Below are 4,227 nucleotides of genomic sequence, written 5' to 3' on the forward strand. Positions count from 1 at the left end.
AACTGGCCTGCGCCCCCATCGACTCGCCGCTGGGGCAGCGCTATCTCGGCGCCATGCGCGCGGCGATCAATTGCGCCCTGGCCAACCGCCAGATCATCACCCACCTGACGCGCGAGGTGTTTGCGCGACTCGTCCCGCAGGCCCGGCTCGATCTGCTCTACGACGTGTCGCACAACACCTGCAAGGTGGAGGAGCACAGTATCGACGGCAGGCCGCGGCGTCTGTTCGTGCACCGCAAGGGTGCCACCCGCGCCTTCGGCCCGGGCCACCGCGAGCTGCCGGACACGTTGCGCGCCGCCGGCCAGCCGGTACTCATCGGCGGCTCCATGGGGACCAGTTCCTACATTCTGGTCGGCACCAAGGACAGCGAGGCGCGTGCCTTCAGTTCCGCCTGTCATGGCGCGGGCCGCGCCATGAGCCGTCATGCGGCAACGCGGCAGTGGCATGGCCGCAATGTAGTGGACGAATTGGCCGCACGCGGCATTCTCATCCGCAGTCCCTCGCTGCGCGGCGTGGCGGAAGAGGCGCCGGGCGCCTACAAGGATGTGTCGGCGGTGGTGGATGCGGCGCATGCCGCAGGACTGGCGCGCAAGGTGGCGCGGCTGGTGCCGATGGTGTGTGTGAAGGGATAATTTCTGGCGTTTCGAGGGGGAAATGCGTTCAGAGATCGCCGGGGCCGAAGCTGCGCGCCTGGGCGAAGCCGCCGACGAAGCGTGCCGATTCCACATCGATGCGAAACAGGATGAAGTCGGGAAACTCGAATAGTTGCTCGGAGGCGGGCAGGCCTTCCAGGTAACGGTCACGGGCGCGGCGGTATTCGTCGCTGTCGCGGGCTACTACTGTGACCTTGCCTTGCAGCGTGACGCGCGCCAGTTCCTGCGGGTCGCCGCTGCCGTCGTCGTCTTCACTGATCACCAGGGCCGCCTTGCCGTTGGCGAGCAGGTTGCCGGTGTGGGCGGCGAGGCGCGAGAGATGCAGATAGATGCTGCGGGTGTCGTTGCCTGCGACATAAGCCACCATGGAGGCCATGGGTGTGCCGGTGGCGTCGCTGGTGGCGAGCGCCGCCCAGCGGCGCTGCTGCACCAGGCGTTGCAGACGGTGGCGCATGGAATCGTCGTTCATGCGGCAAGTTTACCCTGCCGCGCCAGCGGCAGCAGCACCACGGCGCCGGCGGCTAGGGTGCAGACGATGATTGCGCCCGAAGGCAGGTCGAACCACAGCGACAGCAGCAGGCCGAGGCCGTAGCCCAGTGCACCCACGCCATAGCCCAGCAGCAGGCCGCGCCGCGGCCCACTGCGGCGCACGGCCAGCGCCGGCAGGATCAGGCTGGCAAACACCAGATATACGCCCACCATCTGTACCGACAGTGTCACCGCCAGGGCGAACAGCAGATAGAAGCCGGGCCGCGAACGCTGCAGGCCGAAGCCGAACCAGGCGGCCAGTACCAGGAGGGTGATGCCGGCCAGCGGCAGCAGATCGTTCCAGGTGGTCCACAGGATCTGTCCCACCAGGAGTTGATGCAGTTGCTCGCCACCGTGCGGATCGTTGGCGAGCAGCAGGATGGCGAGCGAGGCCGTCACCACGAAGCTGCTGCCGATGATCGCCTCCTGCACCTCGGGCCACAGCCGCTCACTGAGGTTGAGCAGGGCGGCACCGCCGAGGGCGGCGGCGAAGGCGCCGGCCTGAATGATCCAGGCCGACTCCAGGTGCAGGATGTGCGCCAGCACCACGCCGAGGGAGGCGAACTGGGCGATGGCGATGTCGATGAAGATGATGCCGCGTTCCAGCACGCGCCGCCCCAGCGGCACGTGGGTGGCGAGCACCAGCAGGCCCGCCACGAAGGCGGGCAGGATGATGGAGAGATCGTCGATCATGAGCGACCCTCCAGCAGGCGCGTGATGATGTCGTCGAACAGGCTGAACAAATCTACCGCCTGCTCGCTGCCGCCGACGGTGAAGGGCAGTTCCACCGCCTTGATGCCAGTGCGTTGCTCCACCCATTGCGAGGGACGCGGCGACTGGTAGTTGGCGCGCAGTACCATGCGTGCCGGCTTCTGTTCCAGCCGCTTGACCACCTCGGCCAGATAGGCCGCCGACGGATCGACGCCGGGCTTGGGTTCCAGGTCCACCACCATGTCCATGCCCAGCCACTGGATCAGGTAGCTCCAGTTCCTGTGGTGCACCGCCACCGGCGTGCCCTTGAGCGGCGCGGCGCGTTGTTCCCAGCGTGCCAGGGCGGCAGCCCAGCGCTGCTTGAAGTCGGTCAGGCGCGCGGCGTAGTGGGCGCTGTGGGCGGGGTCGATCTTTTGCAGCCGTGCCGTCAGCGCCTCGGCCACCGCCGGCAGGGTGTGTGGATCGAACAGGAAATGTGGATTGCCCGCGGCGTGCACGTCGCCCAGGGCGCGATCCAGCGTCTGCGGTTTTTCGATCAGCGCCACGTAATCAGCGGCTTCGAAATGACCGGGCTGTCCGGCCTGGATCTTCGCGTTGCCGGATTCGCGCTGCAACAAAGGCAGCCAGCCGATCTCCAGTTCCGCGCCGGTGCACACCAGCAGATCGGCACGGCGGGCGCGGGCGATGAGCGAGGGCCGCGCCTCGATGCGGTGCGGGTCCTGGCGCGGCGTGGTGGCCACGCTCACCCTGGCCTGGTCGCCGGCCAGTTCCGTCACCAGCGCGCCCCACTCCGGTTCGCAGGCCAGCACCTCCAGCGCGGCATGCGCCGCGCTATGCGCCAGTAGCGCCGCCAGCAGCGCAGCAGAAAGCAGCAAGTGTTTCATGGCAGTACCTCCCTCAGAACTTGTGCGCGCCGTGTGGGCCAAGACTCATCACGTACTGCACGATGATCTGGTTGTCGGTCACATCACGCATGGACTGGTCCTGGGCCAGTTGCAGGCGCAGACGCGAGAACTCCGACGGTGAGTAGTCCAACATCACGCTGTGGCGCGTGGGGTTGTACTTGCTGTGCTCCAGCATGTCGTCGTTGGCGCCGTAGTCCACCGTGCCGGAGTCCAGCCAATCGTAGCGGTAGCCCACGCGCCAGCGTGGCATGAACTGGTATACCGCCTGGGCGTAGAAGCCGGATTGTTTGGCGCCGTAGTCACCCGCCGTGCCGTTGCTGGCGCCGCCGGCGGCGCTGTTGTCTTCGCATTCCAGCGTGCCGCTTTCGTGGCGTTGGAAGTATTCGGCCTGGAGCTTGAGGTAGCGTTCGCGGCTGTTGCCGTCCGGCGCCCACTTCCACACGAAATCGGCGATCCAGGTCTTGGAGTCACCGCTGAAGTCGAGGTGGGCCGCGACGGCGTTGGCGTCTTCCACATGGGATGCCCGGCCCTTGGGACCGGCGTGCAGGTAGGACAGGCCGGCGCGCCAGCTGTGTGAGTCGCCCCAGTCGTCGCCGAGGCGGGCGAAGGCGGCCCAGGTGCCGGCGCCGTTCCTGTCGCCGCCCTGTTCCGAGCCGGGGAAGAACTGGCCGCGCGCCGCCTCGACGCCGAATTCAAGGAAGGTGTCGGTGGGGGCCAGCCAGCGCGCCTGCACGCCGTCCTGGATCAGGTGTTCGCCGAACAGAACCCGATAGGCCAGGCTCTGGTCGGCGAAGTCCCAGGCGTGGGGATGGTGTTCGTTGGCGTAACCGATGCCGGAGAGGAAGCGGCCGCCCTTAACCGTGAAGCCGTGGTCCAGCGCCAGGGTCTGGAACCAGGCTTCTTCCACTTCGATCTTTTCGTCGATAACGGCGAAGTTGGCGTAGCCGCGGAAATAGTGATCGACGTTGGCGGAGAAGGTCAGTTCGGTGTGGTCGAGGGAAAAGCCGCGGCCGCTGCCGTGGTCATGTTCGCCGGCGGGCAGGAAGCCGCTGATGTGGCGTTCCTCCAGGTCTTTGGCGCTGAGGTAGCGGCCCTGCAGGATGAGGGAGATGTCCGGGTTGAAGCTGTTGCTGCCGGCAGCCCAGACGGGCGCCGCGCAGCAGGCCACGATGGCCAGAGCGATGCGTTTCATGCGTTGACTCCTGATATGTGCGGATCGAGGTTCCGGCCCTGCTCGGGCCGGAGCGGATCAGATGCAGCGATGTTGCGGATCAGGCGTCAAGGGGCGGGCCGCGTTGGCCCAGGGTGTGGCGATGGGGTTGCGGCAACACCGTGGCGGCGCGCCGGTCGTGCTGCACCCGCACGGCGGCCTGCGGCGGCCGGGGCAGCGTGGCCGCGGGGGTGGCGCCGTTGCCCAGCGGGCTGGCGAA

General features: G+C 67.5%; 5 protein-coding genes. 1 reads left to right on the forward strand and 4 read right to left on the reverse strand.

Annotation, left to right across the window (positions count from 1 at the left end):
* Window positions 1-632: RtcB family protein (locus ACMV8A_RS15545; RefSeq protein ID WP_495326796.1), on the forward strand; the 632-nt coding region annotated here is incomplete at its 5' end.
* 28 nt (window positions 633-660) lie between these two features.
* Here ACMV8A_RS15545 and ACMV8A_RS15550 read toward each other — a convergent pair.
* The 4 genes from ACMV8A_RS15550 to ACMV8A_RS15565 are packed head-to-tail and all read right to left on the reverse strand — an operon-like array spanning window position 661 to window position 3,989.
* Window positions 661-1,122: a HugZ family pyridoxamine 5'-phosphate oxidase gene (locus ACMV8A_RS15550; protein WP_495326797.1), complete on the reverse strand. Its 462-nt coding sequence runs from the start codon at window positions 1,120-1,122 to the stop codon at window positions 661-663.
* Window positions 1,119-1,874: a metal ABC transporter permease gene (locus ACMV8A_RS15555; protein ID WP_495326798.1), complete on the reverse strand. Its 756-nt coding sequence runs from the start codon at window positions 1,872-1,874 to the stop codon at window positions 1,119-1,121. The genes ACMV8A_RS15550 and ACMV8A_RS15555 overlap by 4 nt, the downstream gene beginning before the upstream one ends.
* Window positions 1,871-2,776, reverse strand: a complete 906-nt coding sequence (locus ACMV8A_RS15560) for a metal ABC transporter substrate-binding protein (protein WP_495326792.1) — start codon at window positions 2,774-2,776, stop codon at window positions 1,871-1,873. The genes ACMV8A_RS15555 and ACMV8A_RS15560 overlap by 4 nt, the downstream gene beginning before the upstream one ends.
* Window positions 2,777-2,789: 13 nt before the next feature.
* Window positions 2,790-3,989 (reverse strand): TonB-dependent receptor, encoded by a 1,200-nt coding sequence (locus ACMV8A_RS15565; protein ID WP_495326799.1) that lies wholly within the window; start codon window positions 3,987-3,989, stop codon window positions 2,790-2,792.
* Between the last annotated feature and the right edge of the window lie 238 nt (window positions 3,990-4,227).

The sequence above is a fragment of the Sulfurivermis sp. genome, assembly GCF_059410345.1.

Coding starts and splice junctions, on each gene's coding strand:
- ACMV8A_RS15560 (WP_495326792.1), bottom strand. CDS start 2,776: ATGAAACACTTGCTGCTTTCTGCTGCGCTGCTGGCGGCGCTACTGGCG.
- ACMV8A_RS15550 (WP_495326797.1), bottom strand. CDS start 1,122: ATGAACGACGATTCCATGCGCCACCGTCTGCAACGCCTGGTGCAGCAG.
- ACMV8A_RS15555 (WP_495326798.1), bottom strand. CDS start 1,874: ATGATCGACGATCTCTCCATCATCCTGCCCGCCTTCGTGGCGGGCCTG.
- ACMV8A_RS15565 (WP_495326799.1), bottom strand. CDS start 3,989: ATGAAACGCATCGCTCTGGCCATCGTGGCCTGCTGCGCGGCGCCCGTC.